Annotated in this window: 22 protein-coding genes and 1 other RNA gene; 16 read left to right on the top strand and 7 right to left on the bottom strand. The window is 71.3% G+C overall.

Annotation, left to right across the window (positions count from 1 at the left end; genetic code table 11):
• The first annotated feature begins 313 nt into the window (after positions 1–313).
• The 3 genes from Pen02_RS25670 to Pen02_RS25660 all read left to right on the top strand — a co-directional run bounded on the left by Pen02_RS25670 (position 314) and on the right by Pen02_RS25660 (position 2,538).
• Entirely contained in the window at positions 314–562 is a 249-nt protein-coding gene (locus Pen02_RS25670; protein ID WP_203868657.1) for a DUF3311 domain-containing protein, read from the top strand.
• A 6-nt stretch (positions 563–568) separates the two neighbouring features.
• Positions 569–2,242 carry a monocarboxylate uptake permease MctP gene (gene mctP / locus Pen02_RS25665; RefSeq protein WP_203868656.1) on the top strand — a complete coding sequence of 558 codons (1,674 nt, stop codon included), beginning with the start codon at positions 569–571 and terminating at the stop codon, positions 2,240–2,242.
• A gap of 137 nt (positions 2,243–2,379) precedes the next feature.
• Positions 2,380–2,538 (top strand): hypothetical protein, encoded by a 159-nt coding sequence (locus Pen02_RS25660; RefSeq protein ID WP_203868655.1) that lies wholly within the window; start codon positions 2,380–2,382, stop codon positions 2,536–2,538.
• A gap of 19 nt (positions 2,539–2,557) precedes the next feature.
• Here Pen02_RS25660 and Pen02_RS25655 read toward each other — a convergent pair whose 3' ends face one another.
• The gene (locus Pen02_RS25655) at positions 2,558–3,370 is read right to left on the bottom strand and encodes a sulfite exporter TauE/SafE family protein (protein WP_203868654.1); all 813 of its coding nucleotides are present in this window, start codon (positions 3,368–3,370) and stop codon (positions 2,558–2,560) included.
• Positions 3,371–3,501: 131 nt separating this feature from the next.
• Between Pen02_RS25655 and rnpB the strand changes: the two genes are divergently transcribed.
• From rnpB to Pen02_RS25625, 6 genes are all read left to right on the top strand, one after another.
• Positions 3,502–3,943: RNase P RNA component class A (gene rnpB, locus Pen02_RS25650), an RNA gene on the top strand.
• Between the two features lie 149 nt (positions 3,944–4,092).
• Positions 4,093–4,638: a hypothetical protein gene (locus Pen02_RS25645; protein ID WP_203868653.1), complete on the top strand. Its 546-nt coding sequence runs from the start codon at positions 4,093–4,095 to the stop codon at positions 4,636–4,638.
• A 123-nt stretch (positions 4,639–4,761) separates the two neighbouring features.
• Complete coding sequence (locus tag Pen02_RS25640; protein ID WP_203868652.1) at positions 4,762–5,235, top strand: hypothetical protein; 474 nt, start codon at positions 4,762–4,764, stop codon at positions 5,233–5,235.
• The gene (locus tag Pen02_RS25635; RefSeq protein ID WP_203868651.1) at positions 5,235–5,567 is read left to right on the top strand and encodes a winged helix-turn-helix domain-containing protein; all 333 of its coding nucleotides are present in this window, start codon (positions 5,235–5,237) and stop codon (positions 5,565–5,567) included. Before Pen02_RS25640 ends, Pen02_RS25635 begins: the two co-directional genes overlap by 1 nt.
• A gap of 315 nt (positions 5,568–5,882) precedes the next feature.
• Positions 5,883–6,401, top strand: a complete 519-nt coding sequence (locus Pen02_RS25630) for a hypothetical protein (RefSeq protein ID WP_203868650.1) — start codon at positions 5,883–5,885, stop codon at positions 6,399–6,401.
• 126 nt (positions 6,402–6,527) lie between these two features.
• A complete protein-coding gene (locus Pen02_RS25625) occupies positions 6,528–7,070 on the top strand; it encodes a GNAT family N-acetyltransferase (protein ID WP_203868649.1) in 543 nt (180 codons plus the stop codon).
• Positions 7,071–7,131: 61 nt separating this feature from the next.
• Here Pen02_RS25625 and Pen02_RS25620 read toward each other — a convergent pair whose 3' ends face one another.
• Positions 7,132–7,935: an aminoglycoside phosphotransferase/kinase family protein gene (locus Pen02_RS25620; RefSeq protein WP_203868648.1), complete on the bottom strand. Its 804-nt coding sequence runs from the start codon at positions 7,933–7,935 to the stop codon at positions 7,132–7,134.
• Between the two features lie 408 nt (positions 7,936–8,343).
• Here Pen02_RS25620 and Pen02_RS25615 point away from each other — a divergent pair, with 408 nt between their 5' ends.
• On the top strand, positions 8,344–9,054 hold the full coding sequence (locus Pen02_RS25615; protein WP_239141301.1) for an alpha/beta fold hydrolase: 711 nt from the start codon (positions 8,344–8,346) through the stop codon (positions 9,052–9,054).
• A 104-nt stretch (positions 9,055–9,158) separates the two neighbouring features.
• Here Pen02_RS25615 and Pen02_RS25610 read toward each other — a convergent pair whose 3' ends face one another.
• Both Pen02_RS25610 and Pen02_RS25605 read right to left on the bottom strand, forming a co-directional pair.
• Positions 9,159–9,662 (bottom strand): NUDIX hydrolase, encoded by a 504-nt coding sequence (locus Pen02_RS25610; RefSeq protein WP_203868647.1) that lies wholly within the window; start codon positions 9,660–9,662, stop codon positions 9,159–9,161.
• A 70-nt stretch (positions 9,663–9,732) separates the two neighbouring features.
• Positions 9,733–10,233 carry a hypothetical protein gene (locus tag Pen02_RS25605; protein WP_203868646.1) on the bottom strand — a complete coding sequence of 167 codons (501 nt, stop codon included), beginning with the start codon at positions 10,231–10,233 and terminating at the stop codon, positions 9,733–9,735.
• A 365-nt stretch (positions 10,234–10,598) separates the two neighbouring features.
• On the opposite strand from Pen02_RS25605, the gene Pen02_RS25600 reads away from it, so the two are divergent.
• The 3 genes from Pen02_RS25600 (at position 10,599) to npdG (ending at position 12,400) form a co-directional block, all read left to right on the top strand.
• Positions 10,599–10,802, top strand: coding sequence for a hypothetical protein (locus Pen02_RS25600; protein ID WP_107261704.1), 204 nt, complete (start codon positions 10,599–10,601; stop codon positions 10,800–10,802).
• Between the two features lie 87 nt (positions 10,803–10,889).
• Entirely contained in the window at positions 10,890–11,588 is a 699-nt protein-coding gene (locus Pen02_RS25595; RefSeq protein ID WP_203868645.1) for a histone, read from the top strand.
• A 113-nt stretch (positions 11,589–11,701) separates the two neighbouring features.
• A complete protein-coding gene (gene npdG, locus Pen02_RS25590; RefSeq protein ID WP_203868644.1) occupies positions 11,702–12,400 on the top strand; it encodes an NADPH-dependent F420 reductase in 699 nt (232 codons plus the stop codon).
• 104 nt (positions 12,401–12,504) lie between these two features.
• On the opposite strand, the gene panB is transcribed toward npdG, so the two are convergent.
• Together panB and Pen02_RS25580 are read right to left on the bottom strand one after the other, a co-directional pair.
• Positions 12,505–13,362, bottom strand: a complete 858-nt coding sequence (gene panB / locus Pen02_RS25585) for a 3-methyl-2-oxobutanoate hydroxymethyltransferase (RefSeq protein WP_372445667.1) — start codon at positions 13,360–13,362, stop codon at positions 12,505–12,507.
• Between the two features lie 126 nt (positions 13,363–13,488).
• A complete protein-coding gene (locus Pen02_RS25580; protein ID WP_203868643.1) occupies positions 13,489–15,273 on the bottom strand; it encodes an NAD+ synthase in 1,785 nt (594 codons plus the stop codon).
• Positions 15,274–15,579: 306 nt separating this feature from the next.
• On the opposite strand from Pen02_RS25580, the gene glnA reads away from it, so the two are divergent.
• Positions 15,580–16,932, top strand: coding sequence for a type I glutamate--ammonia ligase (gene glnA / locus Pen02_RS25575; RefSeq protein ID WP_203868642.1), 1,353 nt, complete (start codon positions 15,580–15,582; stop codon positions 16,930–16,932).
• A gap of 240 nt (positions 16,933–17,172) precedes the next feature.
• Positions 17,173–17,598 (top strand): DUF350 domain-containing protein, encoded by a 426-nt coding sequence (locus Pen02_RS25570; RefSeq protein WP_203868641.1) that lies wholly within the window; start codon positions 17,173–17,175, stop codon positions 17,596–17,598.
• A gap of 267 nt (positions 17,599–17,865) precedes the next feature.
• Here the strand turns inward: Pen02_RS25570 and Pen02_RS25565 are convergent, their stop codons facing one another.
• Positions 17,866–18,390 (bottom strand): hypothetical protein, encoded by a 525-nt coding sequence (locus tag Pen02_RS25565; protein ID WP_203868640.1) that lies wholly within the window; start codon positions 18,388–18,390, stop codon positions 17,866–17,868.
• Positions 18,391–18,667: 277 nt separating this feature from the next.
• On the opposite strand from Pen02_RS25565, the gene Pen02_RS25560 reads away from it, so the two are divergent.
• The gene (locus Pen02_RS25560; protein WP_203868639.1) at positions 18,668–21,994 is read left to right on the top strand and encodes an NACHT domain-containing protein; all 3,327 of its coding nucleotides are present in this window, start codon (positions 18,668–18,670) and stop codon (positions 21,992–21,994) included.
• Positions 21,995–22,002 lie beyond the last annotated feature (8 nt).

The following is a 22,002-nucleotide window of genomic DNA, read 5'->3' as shown; positions in this document are numbered from 1 at the left end:
CATTCGGCGCACGGTGGTCGCCGTTGGGCGCACCAGTCCCTTTTCGTCGACGTGACCGCTGTCACTCTGCCCTAACGTCCGGCGGCACGTGTAGGTCAACGACGGCCGGACGCGAGCAGGTGGGTCACCGGGCCGAGCGCAGCGAGGAGACGGCATGAGCGAGCGCAGCGAGCGAATCATCGAACTCGGCGCCGACGAGTCTCAGGACGTACGGAGCGAAGCGGAGTGCCGGCATGAGTGAACGCAGCGAGCGAATCATCGAACTCGGCGCCGACGAGTCTCAGGACGGTACGGAGCGAAGCGGGGTGCCGGCATGAGCGACTCCGAGACGCCGGCAACGCCGGCAGCCGAGGTGGTGTCGAGATCGCGGGCCAAGGACCACAGCCCGTGGAACTGGCTGCTCTTCCTGCCGATCGTGGTGCCGTTGATCACGCCGCTGTTCAACACCGACTCGCCCCGGCTGTTCGGCTTCCCGGTCTTCTACTGGCTCCAACTGGCCTTCATCCTGCTCGGGGTCGGCACCACCACCGTGGTGTACCAGATGACGAAGAAGCGGGGGTGACCGGCGGTGTGGCAGGACCATCTCACTGAGATCATCATCTTCACGGTGCTGTTTCTGCTGGTCAGCGCGATGGGCTTCATCGCGGCCCGGTGGCGGGCACCGAAGGACATCAACCACCTCGACGAGTGGGGCCTCGGCGGGCGGAGCTTCGGCGGCTGGATCACCTGGTTCCTGGTCGGCGGCGACCTCTACACCGCGTACACCTTCGTGGCCGTACCTGCGCTGCTGTTCGGGGCCGGCGCGGCCGGGTTCTTCGCCGTGCCGTACACGATCATCATCTATCCGTTGGTCTTCCTGGTGCTGGTCCGGCTCTGGTCGGTGTCGCACCGGCACGGCTTCGTCACCCCGGCCGACTTCGTCCGGAAGCGGTTCGACTCGCCGACCCTGGCGCTGATCATCGCGATCACCGGGATCGTCGCCACGATGCCCTACATCGCGCTCCAACTCGTCGGCATCGAGGCGGTACTCAAGACGATGGGGGTCACCGGGGAGAGCACCATCGCCCGGCACCTGCCGATCATCATCGCCTTCGCCATCCTGGCCGCGTACACCTACCAGTCCGGGCTGCGGGCACCCGCGCTTATCGCGTTCGTCAAGGACACACTGATCTACATCGTGATCCTGGTGGCGATCATCTACCTGCCGTACAAGCTGGGCGGCTGGGGGAGCATCTTCGACGCGGCGGATGCGAAGTTCGACGCCAGCCCGTCACCGAACGACGGCATCACGCTCAACGCCAACAACCAGTTGCAGTACATCACCCTGGCCCTCGGCTCGGCGCTGGCGCTCTTCCTCTACCCGCACAGCCTCACCGGCGTACTGGCCAGCCGGAGCCGGGACGTGATCAAGCGGAACATGTCGGCGCTGCCGGCGTACAGCCTGCTGCTGGGCCTGATCGCCCTGCTCGGGTACGCCGCCATCGCCGCCGGGGTCACGCCGCTGCCCGGGGCGACCGAGGGCACCGTGGACAACAACACGGTGGTACCGCTGCTGTTCGAGCAGCAGTTCCCGAGCTGGTTCGCCGGGATCGCGTTCGCCGCTATCGGGATCGGCGCGCTGGTACCGGCCGCCATCATGTCGATCGCGGCGGCCAACCTGTTCACCCGGAACATCTACAAGGAGTACCTGCGCAAGGACGCCACCGCGGCGCAGGAGGCGAACGTCTCCAAGATCACGTCGCTGGTGGTGAAGATCGGTGCGGTCGCCTGCATCGTCTTCCTCGACCCGCAGTTCTCGATCGACCTCCAGCTCATCGGCGGGGTCATCATCCTCCAGACGCTGCCGGCGGTCGCCCTCGGCCTCTACACCCGGTGGTTCCACCGGGGCGCCCTGGTCGCCGGCTGGGCGGCCGGGATGGGGCTGGGCATGTGGATGCTCTACCAGATCCCGAACCCGGCGACGAAGCGGGCGCACTTCGGCGGGTCCGCGTTCCCGCTGGAGAAGTTCGGCTTCGAGGGCTCGACCAGGACGATCTACGTCGGTCTGGTCGCGGTCGTGGTCAACCTGCTGGTCGCGGCGATCGTCACGCTGATCCTGCGGGCCGCCAAGGTGGCCGAGGGGATCGACGGTACCGAGCAGGACGACTACTTCGCCGACGAGGGCGACCCCCGGCTCGTACCCAGCCCGAGGGAGTCGGCCGAGGTGGCCGGCGAGCCGACCGAACCCGCCCCCAAGGTCTGACCGGCCCGACACACCGACACCGCACCACCCGCCCCCCGGGGAGAGCCCCGTGGCCAGGGCGGCGGCCCGACATTCGGGTACGCCGACCCGGCCACGGGGCTCTTTCGTCCGGGCGCCCGGCGACGCGTGTTGCTAGCGTGAGCGAAGCGACGGGCGAGCCGATCCGGACCGGAGGTGCGCGGCAGATGGTCGAGATGGTGCTGGTCGGCGTCCTCGGCGCGCTGGAGGTGGCGTTCCTCGGCTGGATGCTGACCCAGGTCCGTCGGCGCTACCCCGTGCGACGCAAGTCGTCGTGAAGGCTGCTCAGGGTCGGAGTCACGTCCAGGCGCGGTAGAGCAGCAGCAGGCCGATCGCCGTACCGAAGACGACGATCACGGTCCTGAGCACCTCGGGCGGCAGCCGACGGACGAGCCGGGCACCCGCGTACCCGCCGACGATGGTCGCGGGGGCGACCACCGCGACGGCGGTCCAGTTGACCGGGCCGAAGGCGGCGAAGGCGACGATCGTGGTCAGCCCGACCACTGCGGAGAGCAGGTTCTTGATCGCGCTGACCCGGGTCAGCGTCTCGTCCAGCACCAGAGCCAGCCCGGCCACCAGCATCACCCCGAGAGCGGCCCCGAAGTATCCGCCGTAGACCGCGCCGACCACGATCATCGCGTGCAGCCCGACCGTCTGCCGGGCGGGGCTGCGCACCGCCGTACCGTTGCCCGCGAGCCCGGGCCGGAGCGGGCCGCTGCTGCCGCCGTCCTGCTGCCGGACCAGCCGACGGAGTTGCTCCTGGAACGCCAGCACGGCCGTCGCGCCGAGCACAAGGAACGGTACGACCAGCTCGAACGCCCGGGCCGGGGTGGAGAGCAGCAGCGCACAGCCGGCGGCGGTACCCAGCACCGTGCCGGGGACCAGCCGGAGCAGCCAGCGGCGGTCCGGCAGGTCGGCCCGGCTGCCCAACACACTGGCCAGGTAACCGGGGCACACCGCCATCGAGTTGCTCACGTTCGCCGCGATCGGCGGCAGCCCGACCGCGATCATGGCGGGAAAGGTGATCAGCGAGCCGCCGCCGGCCACCGCGTTGACCATCCCCGCGGCGAGCCCGGCAGCGAGCAGCAGCAGCGCCTCGGGAACTTCCATAGCCAGTCGAGGCTAGTCGGCGCCGATGCCGCCCTCTCGATGCCCTGCCGGGTTCCCCCTCGTGGACGTACCGGGGACCGGCCGGGTGGATCGCTCTTCGGGCTCATCGCTACGATTGGGTACGCGACGGACGAGTCGACCGGGCGGTCGCGTCGGCGGAGCGCGAGCCCGCCGCCGAGGAACGTCCGGACTCCACAGGGCAGGGTGGTTGCTAACGGCAACCCGGGGTGACCCGCGGGACAGTGCCACAGAAAACAGACCGCCGGACGGGGCGAACTGCGCGGAAACGTGCCGATCGACCGGTTCGGTAAGGGTGAAACGGTGGGGTAAGAGCCCACCAGCATCCCGGGTGACCGGGATGGCTCGGTAAACCCCACCCGGAGCAAGGCCAAGAGAGGACCATCGCCGAAGGGCAACGGTCCGCGCAGGCGTTCGAGGGCTGCCCGCCCGATGTCTGCGGGTAGGCCGCTGGAGCCTGCCGGCAACGGTAGGCCGAGATGGATGACCGCCGCCGGCACCATCGGCAACGGTGCGTGCCGGGCACAAAATCCGGCGTACAGGTCGACTCGTCCGTCGTACCCGGGTCGGCGGCTTCGGTCATCGCCGTTGACGTGCTGTCGCCGCACCGGAGGCGGACCTTGCTGCCCCCGGTTCTCGCTTCCGACATCGAGCTGAGACCGGGCCGAGGTCGTAGGTCGACGTGGTGCTGCGACCCTTCGAGAATGGCCGTACCGACGCGGACGAGAGTGCGGCGGATCGCCGCTTCGTCGACAGCCGCCCTGCTGATACTGACCGGGTTGACCGCATGTACACCCGAGATCAAGGGTGTGACCGGCCTGACCGTGGACACCGACGGCCGGCTGCTCGCGGCTCTGGCCTGGTGCGCGGATCGGCCGCCGGATGTCGTGATTCTCTTTGCCGAGAGAGACGGGGTTTCGCCCGCCCCATCCGGTGTGTCGGCATCTACCGTGAACTGGCCGGACTGGCCGGGACGAGAGTACGACGTGCCGCGCGGGTCGACTTCTCCGGCAACCGTTCACCTGGCCGGCTTTCCGCCCGAACCGGTCCCGGACCCGCATGCCACCTTCCGCACGTACGGGGTCGCCGGCAACAGCAGCTTCACCTCCGTCTCGGTGACCTTCCGTCTCGCCGAACTGTCCGGCCTGGAACCCGGATCGATCCTGATCACGACCACCGAGGCTGGCGAAGAGGTGCAGCAGGAGGTCTCCCTCGACGAGTTCGCGCGCCTGGGAAAGGACGCATGCTGACAGCCGAAGCAGCGAGCTGCGGCGCAAGGCGTGGAGGACCGCCCTCGACGACCACTTTCCTGTGAGGAAAGCCACGACTGCTTTCCTTGCGGGAAAGTAGTCGTGTGATCAACGATGGATTCCATGAACCCGCACGATGCCCAGCTCTCGCTCGACGACATCCACCGCATGCAGGACGCGACCCGAGAGCAGATCGTCCGCCAAAGCCCCACCCGCTCCTACGTCCTGCTCGCGGCGCTGGGGCTCTTCGTCGGCTTGGCGTCTGTCGACCTCCAGAACCCCTGGCGTACCGCCACCCTCCTGCTCGGGTTCGGACTCTTCCTCGGTGTGGGGATCGTGCACGAGCACCGGGCGCTCGTGCAGCGCAAGCCCACCGCCCTGGAAGGGCTGTTCTGGGTGGGCCTGTCGGCAGGGCTCATGCTGCTGTTCGGCGTCTTCCGGATCGCCGCCTGGGCGTGGTTGGCTCTGCCCCCGCAGGGGCTGCTGTCCCAAGGCACGCTCGCCGCTGCCGCCACCGCCGTCACCTATGTCGCGACAGCGCCCCTGAGTCGTCGGGTCTTCCGGGCGATCGTGCTGCGTACGAGCGCACTCGCCTGATGGACCCCCGCTTCGACGAGTTTCTGCACGTTCCGGCGCGACTGTCGATCGTCGCACTGCTGGCCCCGGCGGCCTGGGTGGACTTCGGTTTCCTCAGGGACTCGATCGGGACCAGCGATTCGGCGCTGTCCAAGCACGTCTCGGCTCTGGCCGAGGCCGGATACGTCATCGTCCGCAAGGACCAGCAGCGCCGGGCACGGCGTACCTTCGTCCAGCTCACCGCACAGGGACGGTACGCGTTTCAGCGGCACGCGGGCGCGCTGGAGCAGATCGTCGCCGCCGCTCGTACCCCGGCGGAGCCAACCGAGCCGGACATTCCGCAGCCAAGCTGAACCGGAACATCTCGGCGACGTTCCACCACCAGCGCGGGGAACGACGGACCTTCGACCGGGCGAGTTGCGAAAGACCGACCGGTGGACCTTCTATCGAGCCACCCCAAACGGCCGGGTGCCCAAGCGGGGCAGCTCGACAGGCGGCTGCCGGGCCACATCGCGCCGACCGGCAATCGCAGGCGCGGAAGGCATCCGTCGGCGCCGGGGCGGCATCGAGACGCAGCGGTCGGCTACTCACGTCTTCCTCACACCACCCTCCCTATGGTCGTCACGCGATGTCCGGAACAGACAGCGGGGGCGGTCATGGGCAGAGGAATGCTGACGCGCCTGGTCGGGCTGGCCGCGACGGTGGCGCTGGGCGCGGCCTGCGTGGTCGGAGTGCGGCTGGTGCAGGAACTGTCCGAGCCGCCGGGCCGCCCGGTCTGCGCGGCCGAGGAGCGGGCGTTCGCGGCGGCGCTCGCGGCGGACCCGCTGATGACCCGGGCGCCGGCCGGAATGGAGTTGGAATCGACCCGGTACGCCGAGCCGTGCGAGAGCCTCGGCGCCGGCGACTGGCACGGCGGTGCCGTCAGCATCTGGGGATATCCGGCCGGCTCGGAACCTCCCCGCCAGGAGATCGAGCAGTTCTACCGCGAGCTGGCCGGGCGGCACGGTTGGCCGGTCGGCGACGGCAGGGTCTCGACGGGCCCCTGGACCAGAATGGTCGACGGCCGGCGGGTCGAGTTCGGGCTCAGCCCGGACCACCGGCACGACGGCCGGACCGTGCTGCGGGTGTCGATGACGTATCGGATCGGGCCTCGGGACGGTGCCGACGGGGGCGCGGAGCGGGGCTGATTGAATGGCGCACCGGACGCACTGCGCACCCCCGCGAGGCAGGCAACGACGGGCGCACCTGCGACGAGGGCAATGACGGGCGCACCTGCGAAGAGAGCCGTGACCGGAGCATCGGCGAGGAGGGGCATGGCGCTGACCAGTCGGCTCGCCCGGCGGGCGGACCTGCCGGAGTTGCTGCCGCTGATCGACGCCGCGATCGGCGAGTTGCAGAAGGGCTTCCTCGACGAGGCGCAGATCGCGTCCAGCCGCTCGATCATGGGCATCGACACCCAACTCGTCGACGACGGGACCTACTTCGTGGTCGAGTCGGCCGGCAGCCTGGCCGGCTGCGGCGGCTGGAGTCGTCGGGCCACCCTCTACGGCGGTGACCACTCCCAGGGCCGCGACCCGGCCCTGCTCGACCCGGCCCGGGACCCGGCGAAGGTACGGGGCATGTACACCCACCCGAGCTTCGTCCGTCGGGGCGTCGGCCGGCTGATCCTGGCCCGCTGCGAGAAAGCCGCCGCCGCCGAGGGCTTCCGGATGCTCGAACTGATGTCGACGCTCGCCGGCCGACCACTCTACGAGGCCGCCGGGTTCGTACCGGTCGAGCAGGTCGAGGACCCGGCCGGCGGCGTACCCGTGCGACTGGTCCGGATGCGCAAGCCGATCGCGGCCCCGGCGAGCTGAACAAGGACTGCGGGCCGGGGCCGCCGACGCGCGCGGAACGCGCCGGCGGCCCCGGTGTCGTTCAGCCGCCCGTGACGGCGCGGTCGAGCAGGGTACGGTGCCGGATCATCCACCCGGCGGCCCGAGCTCGCCAGGCGATGGCCCACAACGGTGCCGGATCGGTCGAGTCCGGGGTGATCCCGGCCCGGGTCGCCTCGGCGGCGCAGTCCCGTACCGCGAACTCGATCATCCGACCGACCAGGCCGGCACGGTCCGCCGCCGGCAACTCGTAGCCGTCCAGGAACAGCCGAAGCTGCCGGGCCCGGTCGGCGGGCGCAGGCAGGTGATGCCGTGCCGCGATGTCGTCGTCGTGCAACTGGGCGTTCCACCACGCGGTGGCGACCACCTCGTCGAGCCGGTCGACCGGGCCGGCCAGGGTCCAGTCGATGAACGCCACCGGTCGACCGGCCCGGGCCACGACGTGCCACGGGCCGGCGTCGCAGTGTCCGATCACCGAGTCGGGTCCTGCCCGGTGCATCCACCACGGCTGCCACCGCGCGTCCGGCGGTGGCCGGAAACTCGCGGTGGCGGCGTGCAGGTCGCGCAGCAGCCGGCCGACCTGCCAGATTCCCTCGTCCGTCCAGGCCCGGGGATGGCCGATGTCGCCCTCGACGTACGTCAGCATCTCGTTGCCGTTGCCGTCGATGCCGGTACCGACCACCCACGGTGAGCCGGGAAACCCGACCTCCTCCAGGTGGTGCAGCAGGGCGTGCACGGTACGGGTCCAGGGCCGTGCGGCGCGCCGCACGATCTGACCGGTACGGATTACCTGACTTGGTCCGCCCTCGGCCGCAGTCAGCGGCGCGAAGGATGTCGCGGAGTCCACAAATTCTCCTCGGTTCAGCGCAATCAGCGGTGCGAACGGCGCCGGATCCGTGGCGCCAACGGCTGGCGGCACGGAGAAGACTTCCGTGGCCAGCGGGGACCGCTACGACGCGAGGAGACGGACGGCGCACCGGCCGAGGGCCGGCGGGAGCCGGTGGAGCGAGTGTCCGGAGCCGGAGGTCAGCTCGGGGCGTTGCCGCGCGTCGTGGCGGTGGCGGCTACTGCGCCGATATCCATGATCGCCATGTGGTCGACCTCCTCGAAGAGTCGGGCGCGGCGAGAGTACGACATCGTTCCGAACATCGCCACCGGATTTCACCGGCCAGTGCCGTGCCCCGGACGGGTGTGGGCGGGAGCGAGCCGGCGCCGGCTGTCACAGGTACGCCATAGAGTCCGTGCCGTGGACCAGATGATGCCCCCGACCTACGTACTCATCCACGGTGCCGCTGCCGACTCGTGGTGCTGGCACCTGCTGGTCGCCGAGTTGCGGGCCCGGGGACACGACGTGGTGCCGGTCGACCTGCCCTGCGACGACGACACCGCCGGCCTGTCGGAGTACGCCGACGCCGTGCTGACGGCCGTCGGCGACCGGACCGGGCTGGCGGTGGTCGCGCACTCGTTCGGCGCCTTCACCGCCCCGGTCGTCTGCGACCGGATACCGGTGGAGCTGCTGGTGCTGCTGGGACCGCAGATACCGCGGCCCGGCGAGGCGCCCGGCGACTGGTGGGCCAACACCGGGTACGCACAGGCACGGCAGGAGCAGGACGCCCGCGACGGCCGGGCCGAGGACGACATGGCGGGCCTGTTCACCAACGACCTGCCACCGGCGTTGGCGGCCGAGGTGTTCCAGCGCACCCGGCACCAGGCCGAGAAGCCGTTCGGCGACCCGGTGCCGGTGGCGGCGTGGCCCGAGGTGCCGACCCGGGTGCTGCTACACCGGGACGACCGGTTCCTGCCCGCCGACTTTGTCCGGCGTACGGCGCGGGAGCGGCTCGGCATCGAGCCGGACGAGATGCCGGGGGACCATCTCGGCATGCTCGGTCACCCGATCGAGTTGGCCGACCGGCTCGACACGTACTGGGCGGAGCGGCCGGGGGCGGCTGCCGCCGGTCGGGACTGACGACCGGTCAGGGGCGCATACCGCTCGGAGCGCCGATCTGTAGTGGACCGGACAGCACCCGGTACTCGGTGATCAGCGCCAAGCAGGCCGGCGGCCGGGGCGGGTCAGGCCGGGGCGCTCCAGGAGAAGACGGAGGAGTCCGGGGCGAACCAGCTCGCGGCGGTCGCCGGGGCGAGCGCGTGCGTGATGGTGGTCCGGGCGTGTTCGTCGAGCGGCGGCAGCCGGTCCGGGGCGAACCAGCCGACGGCGAGCGACTCGTCGTCGTTGACCCGGGCGACACCGTCGACGAGTCGGCAGCGGAACCCGATGTTGAGGAACTGACACTGGTCCCCGTTGGGATAGGTGTGCGGCTGCGCGAGCACGCTCGACACCCGCTCCGGCGCCACCCGTACGCCGGTCTCCTCCAGGACCTCCCGGACCAGTGCCTCGGCGGGCTGCTCGTCGGGTTCGACCAGGCCGCTGACGACCGACCAGCGACCGTCGTCGGCACGTTGGCCGAGCAGCAGCTCTCCGGCGTCGTTGCAGACCACGGCACTCACGCTGGGCAGCCAGAGCAGTTCGTGCCCGACGAGCTTGCGGATCCGCGCGACGTACTCCGGGACAGCCATGCCGAGGACCCTAACCAAGCCGGCCCTCGGCCGGATTGTCCGGCCCGGAGGAGTCGGTCGACGGCTGCGTTCAGCGGCCCGGTCCGGCGGCCGGGGTGGGCACCTCGACCGGGGCGGTGCCGGGCGCCGGTGCCGGCTGGCCCGCCGGTTGGCTCGGTACCGCCGTCGGCGTCATGCCGGGCAGCAGGGTGTCCGGGCATGGCACCTCCATGCGGGAGAAGTCCGCGCGCTCCCGGTCGACGACCTGCCGGAAACAGATCCGCACCTCGGTCTGCCTACGGCCGGCCATTCCCGGCCGGGACATCGTCACGTGCACCCGGAACACCAGTCGTACGCCGGGGGAGTGGCGCCGGTCGGTGCCGTCGACACTGAGTACGTCGACCCGTCCGCTCCGCCCGGCGGTCTCGCCGAGTGCGGCGGCACTGTCGCCGATCCCGTGCACCAGTGCGTCACCGATGACGGCCGCCTGGCGTACCGCTTCCTGTCGGGCCCGTTCCTCGATCGAGGGCTCGGTCGCGATACGCATAATGGTGTGCCCGGCGCTGCCGACGAGCAGCAGCAGAATGGCCAACGCGACGATTGACAGGACACGGCCGAGCCGTCCTGTCCCCGCTACCTGTCGCACGCCACCCACACCGCGAATTGTGCTCCATTCCGCGCCGCGAAGTGGCAGGTCAGGGCGATGAAGGCGGGTACGGGGCGGACTGGCGGGGCTTCGGCGTGGAAATTTTTCCGCGCCCGTACGCGGCCGACCGGCACCACGTACGCGGGCCGCTGACAGCGGTGAATCCCTTGGCACAGAATGCCTTTCCCCCGTACGGCGGCAGTTTGCCGTTTACCCGGTGACGGTTATCGGATGGGGTCTACTGTGGAAGTCTCGCTGTCATTTTGCGCGAAACGGTAGCGCTTGGTCGGTTTGCCGTGCACAGTTACCCCATGAGCGACAGCGGGAGTGATGTGCAGTACTTCTGGTGCATCCGTCATCACCGGGTCGAGACCGGTGCCGACGTATGCCCGGCGAGGTACGTGCTCGGTCCGTATGCCTCGGGAGCCGACGCGGAGCAGGCGCTGCAACGAGTGCAGCAGCGCAACGAAGCGTGGGACGCCGAGGATGCCCGCTGGGCCGGGGAGGAGCGCTAGACCGGCGCGGCGACAGTCCGCGTCGAGAAACTCCGTGGTGCTCCGCGAGGAGACCCCCGAGAGCATGTCCCGCAAGGAGGAACACAGATGGCCGAAGCAACCAGGGCCACCCGTTCGGTAGCGAGAAGCGCTGCCGGCAAGAAGACCGCGGCGCGCAGCCGGACCGTAGGTGCCAGCAAGGGCACCCCGGCCCGGAAGGCCGCCAGTTCGTCGGTAGCCAAGCAGGCCCCGGCGAAGAAGGCCCCGGCCAAGCGCGCGACGGCGGCGAAGAAGGCGCCGGCGAAGAAGGCACCGGCCAAGCGGGCGCCGGCGAAGAAGGCCACCGCGAAGACCACCACGCGGGCGGCGGCGGGTCGCGCCGGCGCGGCGAAGCGTACGACGGGCGCGAAGACCACCGGCGCGGCGAAGCGGACCACGGCGGCCGGTAAGAAGACCACCGCCGCGGCGCGGAAGACGACCACGGCGGCGAAGCGGACCACCACTGCGGCGGCGAAGAAGGTCACCGCCCGGAAGGCACCCGCGAAGAAGGCCCCCGCCAAGCGGGCGACCGCGAAGAAGGCGCCGGCGAAGCGGGTGACCGCGAAGAAGGCCCCGGCCAAGCGGGCGACGGCCAAGAAGGCCCCGGCGAAGCGGGCGAGTACGGCGACGAAGCGGACCACCGCCGCGTCGGCGAAGAAGGTCACCGCCCGGAAGGCGCCCGGCAAGCAGGCCGCGGCGCGGAAGGCTCCGGCCAAGGCGCCGGCGCGGAAGGCCACCAGGTCGACCGCGCGGGAGATGATCGGTTGAGTTCGCACCGGGACGTCCTCCGGGGCGTTCCGGTGCGCCGCCACCCCTCGGGTACGACACCGTGACCCGGCCCGGTGCCGCCGGTGTGCCGCACGGTCTGCGAGGATTCCGGCATGGCATATGACGCGAGTGTGCTGCCGGACGTCAGCGGACTGACCGTCGGCATCATCGGCGGCACCGGCGACCAGGGACGGGGCCTGGCCTACCGGCTGGCCCGGGCGGGTCAGCGAATCCTGATCGGCTCCCGCACTGCGGCCCGTGCCGAACAGGCGGCGGCGGAACTGCGTACCCTGCCCGGGATGCCGACCGACGCGGACGTTGCCGGCGGCGACAACGCCGAGGTGGCCGCCCGGTCGGACGTGGTCGTCATCGCGGTGCCGTGGGACGGCCACCGGGACACGGTCGCCGCACTGCGCGAGCCGCTCGCCGGCAAGGTGGTCGTCGACTGCGTCAACCCGCTCGGCTTCGACAAGCAGGGCCCGTACCCGTTGCGGGTCGAGGAGGGCAGTGCCGTGCAGCAGGCGGCGGCGCTGCTGCCGGAATCCCGGGTCTGCGCGGCCTTCAACCACGTCAGCGCGCCGCTGCTGGCCGACCCGGAGATCGACCGGATCGAGCTGGACGTGCTGATCTGCACCGAGGAGCGGGAGCTGGTCGGCATCGTCGGCGCGCTCGCCGCCCGGATTCCCGGGATGCGCGGCGTCTACGCCGGCCGGCTACGCAACGCGCACCAGGTCGAGGCGTTCACCGCCAACCTGATCGCTATCAACAAGCGCTACAAGGCCCACGCGGGCATCCGGGTCACCGACGTCTGAGGGTCGCCCGCCTGTCGGCCATCCGTTCCCCGGCGGTCGGTCCGGCCCGGCGGGAGGGCCACCCGTACGCCGGGCAGCGCGGCCCTCCCACCCGGCCGGCGATCTCAGAAGGTGTGTTCGGCGGTGGGGAACTCGCCGCCCCGCACCTCGGCGGCGAACCGCCGGGTCGCCTCGGTGAGCGTGCCGTGCAGGTCGGCGTAGCGCTTCACGAACCTCGGCATCCGGCCGGACCGCAGCCCGGCCATGTCCTGCCAGACCAGCACCTGGGCGTCGGTGTCCGGGCCGGCCCCGATGCCGATGGTCGGAATCGTCAGCTCGTGCGTGATCCGCTTGGCCACCTCGCCCGGCACCATCTCCAGGACGACCGAGAACGCCCCCGCCTCGGCGACCGCCCGCGCGTCCGCCACCACCTCGTCGGCGGCGTCGCCCCGGCCCTGCACCCGGTAACCGCCGATGGTGTGCTCCCGCTGCGGGGTGAACCCGATGTGCGCCATCACCGGGATGCCGGCATCGCTGATCGCCCGGATCTGCTCGGCCACCTGCCGGCCGCCCTCCAGCTTCACCGCGTGGCAGCCGCCCTCCTTCATGAACCGTACGGCGGTGCGCAGCGCCTGGGTCGGCCCCTCCTCGTACGAGCCGAACGGGAGGTCGCCGACGACCAGCGGGTAGCTGGTGGCGCGTACCACGGCACGGACCAGGGGGAGCAGGTCCTCGACGGTGACCGGCACGGTCGTGGGGTAGCCGAAGACGTTGTTCGCGGCCGAGTCGCCGACCAGCAGTACCGGGATTCCGGCCTCTTCGAAGATCGCCGCCGTGTACTGGTCGTACGAGGTGAGCATCGGCCACCGCTCACCGCGCTCCTTGGCGGCGACGAGGTCACGGGCGCGTACCCGTCGGGTCGCCGGACCGCCGTACAGTGTCGCCACCTCGGCCTGGGCGGACGCCATCTCCTGCTCGGACATCGCTGTCTCCTCTCGCCTCGAGGCCGCGTTCGCGGTCCCCGGGTCTGTGCCGATCGTCCCACCGCACGGGGCGGCTCCGGCAGGGAAGAGTGCAGGTTTTCACACCCGGGAGGAGGGTCCGGCGAATCAGCTCCGTTCCCGCCAGCGGTTGGTGATCGGCAGCCGGCGGTCCCGGCCGAACGCCTTGATCGAGATCTTCGGACCGGGCGCGGACTGCCGGCGCTTGTACTCCGCGATGTCCACCATCCGGAGCACCCGGTCCACCACCTCCGGGTCGTGCCCGGCGGCGACGAGGTCGTCCCGGCCCTGGTCGCCGTCGACGTAGCCGACCAGGATCGCGTCGAGTACGGAGTAGTCCGGCAGGGTGTCGCTGTCGAGCTGGCCGGGGCTCAGTTCGGCGCTCGGTGGCTTGCGGATCGAGGATTCCGGGATCGGCGGCGTCTCGCCGCGCCGGACCGCCTCCGCGTTGCGCCAGTTCGCCAGCTTCCAGACCAGGCTCTTCCAGACGTCCTTGAGCGGGTTGAACCCGCCGACCGAGTCGCCGTAGAGCGTGGAGTAGCCGACCGCGAGTTCGCTCTTGTTGCCGGTGGTGAGCACGAGGTGGCCCTCCTGGTTCGACAGCGCCATCAGCAGCACCCCGCGTACCCGGGCCTGGAGGTTCTCCACCGACATGCCGGAGAGCGACAGGTTGGCCAGGAAGCCGTCGACCATCGGCTGGATCGGCTCGACCCGGTAGTCCAGCCCGGTCCGCTTGGCCAACTCGGCGGCGTCGTCCCGGGAGTGCTCCGACGAGTGCTGGCTGGGCATCGAGACCCCGGCCACCCGCTCCGGGCCGAGCGCGTCCACCGCGATCGCGGCGACCAGCGAGGAGTCGATGCCGCCGGAGAGGCCGAGTACCACCGAGCGGAAGCCGTTCTTGTCGACGTAGTCGCGCAGTCCGACCACCAGGGCCTGCCACACCTCACCCTCGTCGACCACCGGCTCGGTGACGCCGCCGGTGGCCCGGGGGCCGGTCGGGGCGGGCAGGCCGTCGCTGACCCGTACCCGGGTGATGGCCATGTCCTCCGGTGCGCCGGCCGGGACCGGGTTGGCCGGTTCGGTGCCGGTGGGCGTGTCGGCGCGGGCGTCGGGCAGGTCGAGGTCGTGCAGCAGCAGGTGTTCGACGAACTGCGGGGCGCGGGCCAGCAGCGTGCCGTCGGCCGCAACGATCATCGAGTCGCCGTCGAAGACCAGTTCGTCCTGGCCGCCGACGGTGTTGACGTACGCGACCGTCGCCTCGGCCTCGGCGGCCCGGCGGCGGACCAGCGGCAGGCGTACGTCGTCCTTGTTCAGCTCGTACGGCGAGCCGTTGATGTTGACGACCAGCCCGACCCCGGCGCGGCGGGCGACAGTGAACGGGCCGCCGGCCTGCCACAGGTCCTCGCAGATGGTCAGCGCGACGTCGACGCCGCCGATCCGGACCACGGTCAGGGTGTCGCCCGGCACGAAGTAGCGGTCCTCGTCGAAGACTCCGTAGTTCGGCAGGTGGTGCTTGAAGTAGCGGGCCACCACCCGCCCACCGTGCAGTACGCCGAGCGCGTTGCGCGGCCCCCGGCTCGGGGTGGCCTCGGCGTTGGCGCTGGCCGGGCCGTCGGCGTCGAGGTAGCCGACCAGCACCGGCAGCCCGCCGAGGCCGTCGGCGTCGAGGTCGGCGGCGAGCCGGTCCAGCGTGGCCCGGGAGGCGGCGACGAACGAGTCCCGGAAGACCAGGTCCTCCACCGGATAGCCGGTCAGCACCATCTCCGGGAAGACGGCCAGGTGCGCGCCGGCCGTGGTGGCCTGCCGGGACCGTTCCCGGATCAGGGCCGCATTGCCGGCCAGATCGCCGACGGTGGGGTTGACCTGGGCCAGGGCGATGCGCAAGCTCGGCATGACTCCATCTTGCCGCAGCCGGTCCGGTCCGGCCCGGCGCACCGGAGCGCGACGGCCGTGGTGGCGCTCACCCTCGTCGCGTCCAGCCGCTCCGCCAGCCGACCAGCCGCCTGGCCCGCTCGGCGGACAGCCGAGCCGGTCCGGGTTATGTTTGGGACGAACAGCCAGTAAGCACGCAGGCCGTGCCACCCCGCGCATCGGTTCCGGTCTAGTTCACGTAACGTCTGCGTAACGGAACCGGTGAAGACTGGACCGCTAGGCCGTGCGCCGGCTGGGCCGGTCCGAGAGAGTGTGCGAGGGGTTGAGGTGGACCGTCAGCAGGAGTTCGTGCTCCGTACGCTGGAAGAGCGTGACATCCGTTTCGTCCGGTTGTGGTTCACCGACGTACTCGGCACCCTGAAGAGCGTTTCGGTGGCTCCGGCGGAGCTGGAGGCAGCCTTCGACGAGGGGATCGGTTTCGACGGCTCGGCCATCGAGGGCTTCGCCCGGGTCTTCGAGTCGGACATGGTGGCCATGCCCGACCCGACCACCTTCCAGGTCTTCCCGTTCGAGGGCGGGGTCAGCGGCGAGAGCGCCCGGATGTTCTGCGACATCCTGCTGCCCGACGGCAGCCCGTCCTGGGCGGACCCCCGGCACGTGCTGCGCCGCGCGCTGTCCCGGGCAGCCGAGAAGGGCTTTACCTTCTACACCCACCCCGAGATCGAGTTCTTCCTGCTGGAGAACGGCCCCAACGACGGCTCGCTGCCGGTTCCGGTCGACGACGGCGGCTACTTCGAGCACACCACCCACGCGGTGGCCCGGGACTTCCGTCGGCAGGCGGTACTGGCCCTGGAGCGGATCGGCATCTCGGTCGAGTTCAGCCACCACGAGGTCGCACCCGGACAGCAGGAGATCGACCTGCGGTACGCGGACGCGCTCACCACCGCCGACAACATCATGACCTTCCGGCACATGGTCAAGGAGGTCGCGCTCTCCACCGGGGTACGGGCCAGCTTCATGCCCAAGCCCTTCACCGACCAGCCCGGCAGCGGGATGCACACCCACCTGTCGCTGTTCGAGGGGGAGCGCAACGCGTTCCACGACGCCAGCGACCCGATGAAGCTCTCCAAGGTCGGCCGCGCCTTCATCGCCGGGCTGCTGGTGCACGCCCGGGAGTACACGGCGGTCACCAACCAGTGGGTCAACTCGTACAAGCGGCTCTTCCCGCAGGCGCTGCCGGACCGGATCACCGAGTCCCCGGCGTACGTCTGCTGGGGGCACCTGAACCGCTCCGCGCTGGTCCGGGTGCCGGCGTACGGCAAGCCGAACTCGGCCCGGGTCGAGGTCCGCTCGCCGGACTCGGCGACAAACCCCTACCTGGCGTTCGCGGTGCTGCTCGGCGCCGGGCTGAAGGGCATCGAGGAGGGTTACGAGCTGCCGCCGGGTGCCGAGGACGACGTCTGGTCGCTGTCCAACGCCGAGCGCAAGGCGATGGGGTACGAGTCCCTTCCGGAGAACCTCGCCGAGGCGATCGACGTGATGTCCGGCTCGGAGTTGGTGGCCGAGGTGCTCGGCGAGCACGTCTTCGACTTCTTCCTGCGCAACAAGCGCGCCGAGTGGGAGCAGTACCGCCGCGAGGTCACCCCGTACGAGCGCCAGCGCTACCTCGGCCTGCTCTGACACCTGCTCTCTGTCGGCTGTTCTGGCGCCCTGCTGTGGCGCTCGCGCTGCCGGCCTGCCGAGGGCGGTCTGCCCGGGGCCTCTTCCCGACCGGGGAGGGGCCCCGCGTCATGTCTGGGCGGGCCGCGCCAGGTCCGGGGTTCGCGGGGCTGTCCGGTGTTGCCGGGGCACGCTATCGTCCTGACGACGCGGCCGGCGAACCCCTTCCGACGGCCGCTTACGCCTGACGGGAGGCAGTCGGTGGTCGAGGATCTGCTCGCGGGAGCCTGGCAGAGCATCGTGTTCGGTGCCGTCGGGATAGCGCTGATGGCGGCCGGCTTCCTGCTGGTCGACGCCCTCACCCCGGGCAAGCTGCGCGAGCTGATCTGGATCCAGCGCAACAGCAACGCGTCGCTGCTGCTGCTGGCCAACCAGCTCGGCATCGCCGCGATCGTCTTCACCGCGATCCTGACCAGCTACACCGACTTCGCCAAAGGGCTCGCCTCGACCGTCCTGTTCGGAGTGATCGGGCTCGGCATCATGGCCCTGGCGTTCCTGGTGCTCGACTGGCTCACCCCGGGCAAGCTCGGCGAGGTGATCTGCGCCGAGCAGCCGCACCCGGCCGCCCGGGTCAGCGCCGCGACGCACTTCGGGGCCGCGCTGATCGTCTGCGCCTGCATCGCCTGACCGGGATCGGCCTTCATCGCCTGATCCGGATCGCCCTTCATCGCTTGGCCCGCCGCCTGCATCGCTTGGCCCGCCGCCTGCATCGTCTGACCGGGACGCGGGTCGCCCCGGCGGGCTGAGGGCCGGCGCCCCGGGTACGACGGGCGACCCGGGCCGCGCCGGAGGAGCGGCGCGACCCGGGTCCGGGAAACAGGTCGTGTGGTGGTTGTGCGTTCCGGGACCGGAGCGTCGGCCGGGCCGCCGTGCTCCGGTCCCGGTCGTCCGGTGCTACTTGGTGGCCGGAGCGTCGGCCGGGCCGCCGTGCTTCGGGCCGCCCCAACCGCCGTGTTCGGCACCCCAGGCCGGGAAGACGCCGGCCTTGGCCGCCGCGAGGATCGCGTCGGCCTGCTCCTGGGTCAGCTTGCCGTCGGCGACCGCCTTGTCGAGCCGCTCCTTCAGCATGGCCTCCCGATCGGCCTTCGACTGCGCGTCGGGCCTGCCCTGCTCCTTCTGCCCGGCCCGGTCCTTCCACTCGGCCCGGTGCTGCTCCTTGATCTTCGCCAGCGCCGCGTCGACCTTCTCCTGCGGCACGCCGAGTTCCTTGGCGAGTTGCTCGGCCAGCTTGTCGCCCTGCTCCGCCCAGCGCTTGCCGTGCTCCGGAGCGGGTTTGCCGCTGTCCGTCGAGGCCGACGGCGTCGGGGTGGGCGTGGCGTCCTCGGCGAACGCCACGGCCGGCGCCGCGAGACCCACCGTGAGTACCCCGGCGGCCACCAGGCCACCGACGACCCGCTTCCGGGTAAACAGACTGCTCATGCTGATCTCCCCTCCCTGGGTGCGTACGCTGCTACGGCGCGTGCTGCTGCTCCGTCCGCCCCACCATGCGACACCACGCTGTGTGGTCCTTCGGAGGTGGCTGGCAGCCGGCTGGGAATCACCGCAGCCGCTGACAATCCGCTGAGAGCCGTACCCCCGACCGACGGTCTTCCGCGCCGCTTTGCGTTCCTTCCCGACGGTCGCCGCCCACTTCCGCCGGTTGTCCGCTACCGCCAAGCTTGTACCCGGACAGATCCCGACGGACAGGAGCCGCCGAATGCCCCGGACGCTGAGTTACGCCGACGCCGCCCGGTTGCTCGGCGGCGCCCGTAGCCCGGTGGTGACCGCACTGGACAAGCTCACCGGAGGTGCGCTGCTCGGCGCGGCGGTGGCGGTGCCGGCCGTACTGGCACTCTTCGACGCCAAGGCCGAGTTCGTCCGACTCAGCCACGAACTCGTCGGCGGGCTGGCCGAGCGACGCTCCGGGCTGTCCCGGTACGGCCGGACGGAGCGGCTGGCGGCGGCGCACCGAATACTCGTGGTCACCGCCTTCTTCGAGGCGCTGGCCGAGGCGGACCTGCCGTTCCGGTTCGAGGACCTGGAGTTGACCGAGCGGGAGCAGGTCGCGGTGGCCGGGGCGCACGGCGCCGACCACGGCTCGCTGCTGTCAGCGTTCTTCGGCGAGGACGTTCCCGCGCCCGGCCCGGAGCAGTCGTACCAGAGCTTCCAGGCGGTGCTGGGCGGCTACTACCGCGGCGTCGTCGAGCGGTTGCGCCGGTTCGTGGTCGGACTGGCCGCCTGGGACTGGTTGGACGTCGGCCAGCATCGGCGGTTCGACGCCGTGCTTGCGGCGGTGCCCGTCGACTCCGTCGGCCGGCACCAGGAACTGCTCGGCCGGCTGGCCGGGGAGTTCGCCGAGGTGGCCTTCTGGGCCGGGCTACGCGAGCACGCCGCGACCAGGTACGAAGTCGGCCGGCTCGCGGCCGCGCTCGCCGACGTCGAGCGGCTGCTCCAGGGCATCTCCACCGGCCGCCCGCCGGACGAGCGGCGGAAAGCGCTGGCCCGTGCGTGCACGGCGGAGCTGGGCCGGCCGATCGTCGAGTCCGGGGACGTACCGGCCGGAATCCGGGTGCCGACCCTCGGCGGGGCGTACGTCACGCCTCGTTGCCGGGTGGCCGCACTTGGCCCGGCGGCCCGGCCCAGCGACGAGTCGTGGTGGCTGGACCAGCCCGTTCGGGACGACCTCTCCGGTTTCCTCGTCGGTCACCTGACCACCCCCGGCGCGGTCGAGGCGCCCCTGTTGGTGCTCGGGCAGCCCGGCTCCGGGAAGTCTGTCCTCACCCGGGTTCTGGCGGCCCGGCTGCCGGCGGCCGACTTCCTGCCGGTCCGGGTGGAACTCCGGGCCGTGCCGGCCGCCGCCGACCTACAGGACCAGATCGAGTACGCGATCCGGGCGGCGACCGGCGAGCGACTGGAGTGGCCGTCGCTGGCCCGGTCGGCCGGCGACGCCCTGCCGGTGGTGCTGCTCGACGGCTTCGACGAGTTGCTCCAGGCGACCGGCGTCAGCCAGACCGACTACCTGGCCAAGGTCGCCGCGTTCCAACGGCGCGAGGCCGAACAGGGCCGCCCGGTGGTGGTCGTGGTGACCAGCCGGACCAGTGTCGCCGACCGGTCCCGACCGCCGGAGGGCACGGTCGCGCTCCGGCTGGAACCGTTCGACGAGCCGCGGGTCGCCCGCTGGCTGGCCACCTGGAACGCGGTGAACGCCGCCGAGTTCGCCGCCCGGGGCGTGGTTCCCCTGGAGTTGCCGACCGTGCTGGCCCACCGGGAACTCGCCGAGCAGCCGCTGCTGCTGTTGATGCTGGCGCTCTACGACGCCGACGACAACGGGCTGCGTTCGGCCGGCGAGCTGCGCTCGGAAGAGCTGTACGAGCGGCTGCTGCGCCAGTTCGCCCGCCGCGAGGTGGTCAAGCACCGGCCGGGGCTGCCCGAGCGGGAGCTGGACCTCGCGGTCGAGGACGAGCTGCGCCGGCTCTCCGTGGTCGCCTTCGCGATGTTCAACCGCACCGCCCAGTGGGTCAACGAGGCCGAGCTGGAGGCAGACCTGACCGCGCTCTTCGGCCCGGCCCCGGCGACCGGAACGGGTACCGAGCTGCGGGCGCCGCTGCGCCGGGCCGAACTCGTACTGGGCCGCTTCTTCTTCGTACACCGGTCGCGGGCGCTGCGCGACGACGAGCGGTTGGAGACGTACGAGTTCCTGCACGCGACCTTCGGCGAGTTCCTGGTCGCCCGGTTCACCTGGCAGGTACTCCTGGACGTGGCCGCACGGGAGGCCGCCGCCACCATGCCGCTCGGCGGGGGACCGGTCGACGACGACCTGTTGCAGGCCGTGCTGTCGTACGCCGCGTTGAGCGGGCGGGCGCCGATCCTCGGGTTCCTGCGCGGGTTGATGTCGACCGTGCACCGCGAGCGGCGGGAGGTGCTGGTGGACCTGCTGGTCCGGCTCTACCGGGCGGCCCACCACACCCGACCGGCCCGCCGGTTCGATCTGTACCAGCCGCGCGGGCTGCCGGTGCCGGCCCGGCACGCCGCGTACAGCGTCAACCTGCTGCTGCTCGCGGTCTGCGCCGCCGGTACCCTGCACGGCAGCCGCCTCTACCCCGACCGGAACGTGGTGCCGGTCTGGCACCGGGAGACGCTGCTGTGGCAGTCCCAGCTCGGTTCCGACGACTGGGCCGGCCTGGTGGAGGTGCTGGCGCTGGAACGGATCCGGGCCGAGGACGGCAGTCGGGACATTGTGCTGCGGGTCGTCGCGGATCCGGCCGAGGCTCCCGTGCCGCCGATCGACCTGCTGTGGACCTACGATCTCCGGCCGGAGGAATTCACGGGACGTTCCCCCTGGTTCCGGGCGCCGGACCAGCAGTTGCCGAGGCTGGCTCGCGGGGCTAACCTCCGGTGCGCCATCGACGACGACGTGCTGGTACACGCGTTGGAACCCACCACAGCGGTGCTTCCGGACGGGACCAGCGAGTTCTACGCGCCGCTGTCGACAGCGCCGACTTCAACGCTGCACGGGCTGCTGGCGTTCCTGGCGATGTGGCCGACGCCCGGCCCGGACGAGAGCCGGCGCGGCTACCTGCGCTTTGCCGGGATGTTGCGAGATGGGGTAACCAGTCTCCAACCCCGCCGCTGGCTCGCCGGGCTCGTCCTGGAGCGGCTCGCCGCCGACGGGGACCTGCCGGCGGAACTGGCAGCCGAGGTGGTCGGGGCGGTCCACTCGATCTGCTTCCGGAGCAGCCACGGGCTGGCGGAGAGGCTGGTCCGCTGCTGCCTGACCCACTTCGGCCGGCAGCGGACCGTTGACGAGCGGTTGGGGTGGTACATGGCGACGTCCCTGGACGCGGTCGCGCCCAGTGAGCCACGGTTCGCGGCCGAGACTCTCGTTCGGCTCGCCGAGGCCGGCGTCCAGGTCGCCGGTGCGGCTCCGCTGCCCGAACCGGCCAACCTCCTCCGCAGCTATCCGGAACTGGCGGCACGCTACCAGCGGGCTGTCGACGTGAGCGGGGAGCGTTTGGCCCGTCCGGGCGAGCCAGACGCTACGTGATCAGGTGC

Origin of the sequence: Plantactinospora endophytica (assembly GCF_016862915.1) — a bacterium.
GTDB classification, from domain to species: domain Bacteria; phylum Actinomycetota; class Actinomycetes; order Mycobacteriales; family Micromonosporaceae; genus Plantactinospora; species Plantactinospora endophytica.
Note: the sequence above shows the minus strand (reverse complement) of the source record. Positions and strands in the feature narration are given on the sequence as shown.